We start from the raw sequence: 1833 nt of genomic DNA, 5'->3' as shown, positions 1-1833 counted from the left end.
GACGCGGTCGCGGGCGAGGGCCTCGACGTGACGGCCGAGTTCACCGTCCGGGACGTCCACCAGGGCGGCCCCGGCCTGGCCCACGGCGGCGTGCTGACGACGGCGATGGACGAGACCCTCGGCACGCTCAACTGGCTGCTGCACGCGCCCGCCGTGACCGGCCGGCTGGAGACCGATTTCCTCAGCCCGGTGCCCGTCGACTCGGTGCTGCACCTGCGCGCCTGGGTCACCGGTGTGCACGGCCGCAAGATCTACAGCGCCGCCGAGGCGCGGATCGGCGGCCCGGACGGACCGGTCGCGGTGCGCGCTCAGGCCCTCTTCATCCAGGTCAAGCTGGAACACTTCACCACGCACGGTCGTCCCGAGGACATCGAGAAGGTCCTCGACGACCCGGATCTGATGAAGCGCGCACGAGCCTTTGAGGTGAACCCTTGAGCCAGACCCCCCACCCGCTGTTGGACGTCCTGATCAGGCGCATCGACCCCGAGCTGCCGCTGCCCGAGTACGCGCAGCCCGGCGACGCCGGCGCCGATCTGCGGACCACCGTCGACGCCGAGCTGGCCCCCGGCGAGCGGGCGGTGCTCCCCACGGGCATCGCCATCGCGCTGCCCGACGGCTACGCGGCGTTCGTCCACCCCCGCTCCGGGCTCGCAGCGCGTTGCGGAGTTGCTCTCGTGAACGCCCCGGGGACGGTCGATGCCGGGTACCGTGGAGAGATCAAGGTGATCGTCGTCAATCTGGACCCGCACGAGGGGGTCAGCTTCCGCCGAGGGGACCGGATCGCCCAGCTGGTGATCCAGCAGGTCGAGAAGGCCCGCTTCCACGAGGTGGCCGAGCTGCCTGGGTCGGCACGCGCCGAGGGCGGGTTCGGGTCGACCGGCGGCCACGCCGCGGTCTAGCATGCCCGCGGCCTCGCAGGAAGCCGAGCAGGTATTCGCATCGGTCTTGGACCGGGAAGGACAGTGACCGTGTTCCGTCGTCGCCAGAAGAGCGAGGACGCTGTCGAGCAGCTCGCCGACGACGCCATCAGCGCCGACGAGACGGCCGATGACGTCGAAGGTTCCGCCGAGAGCGAGAACGTGACCGAGCTGGACCCGGCCGACAAGGTCGGCCTGCCGCCGGCCCCGCGGCCGGACGGCCCGTGGGACCACTCCGAGCTGGAGAACCCGGAGGAGGGACGAGTCGACCTCGGGGGTCTGCTGGTTCCCGGTGTCGAGGGCATGGAGCTGCGCGTCGAGGTCGCCGGCGACGCGATCGTCGCGGCAACCCTCGTGCTCGGCAACAGCGCCATCCAGCTCCAGGCCTTCGCGGCCCCGAAGTCTGAGGGCATCTGGGGAGAGGTCCGGGAGGAGATCGCCAACGGCATCACCTCGCAGGGCGGCCTCGTCGACGAGGAGGAGGGCCCGCTCGGCTGGCACCTCCGCGCCCAGGTCCCGGTGCAGCTGCCGGACGGCACCCAGGGCGTGCAGCTGGTGCGCTTCGTCGGCTGCGACGGCCCGCGCTGGTTCCTGCGCGGCGTGATCTCGGGCCAGGCCGCCGTGCAGCCCGACATGGCCGGCATCCTGGAGCAGGTCTTCCGGCAGACCGTCGTCGTGCGCGGCGAGAGCCCGATGGCGCCCCGCGACCCGATCGTGCTGAAGCTTCCCGAGGACGCCCAGATGGTCGCCGACGGCGGCGGGGCCGCAGCGGCCGCCGGCGAGGGTGAGAGCCGCTTCGGTGGCGCCTCGCTCGACCCGTTCGCGCGTGGCCCGGAGATCACTGAGGTCCGCTGACCGGACTGCTCGCCTCCGCATCACCTCCACATCGCCTCCGTCCAGAACCCCCGGACGGAGG

Annotated in this window: 3 protein-coding genes; all 3 read left to right on the top strand. The window is 72.2% G+C overall.

Translation table 11 applies throughout. From position 1 onward, the window contains the following. Positions 1 to 435, top strand: a 435-nt coding sequence (locus J0670_RS37080; protein WP_243438053.1) for a PaaI family thioesterase, incomplete at its 5' end; no start/stop codon positions are given. Then, entirely contained in the window at positions 432 to 899 is a 468-nt protein-coding gene (dut, locus tag J0670_RS37075; protein WP_207817176.1) for a dUTP diphosphatase, read from the top strand. The genes J0670_RS37080 and dut, both read left to right, overlap by 4 nt. Before the next feature lie 69 nt (positions 900 to 968). Then, positions 969 to 1772 carry a DUF3710 domain-containing protein gene (locus J0670_RS37070; protein WP_207817175.1) on the top strand — a complete coding sequence of 268 codons (804 nt, stop codon included), beginning with the start codon at positions 969 to 971 and terminating at the stop codon, positions 1770 to 1772. Positions 1773 to 1833 lie beyond the last annotated feature (61 nt).

This window comes from Streptomyces sp. FH025 (assembly GCF_017427025.1).
Taxonomy (GTDB): domain Bacteria; phylum Actinomycetota; class Actinomycetes; order Streptomycetales; family Streptomycetaceae; genus Kitasatospora.
The sequence above is the reverse complement of the archived record's forward strand: the minus strand, read 5'-3'. Positions and strand labels throughout refer to the sequence as shown.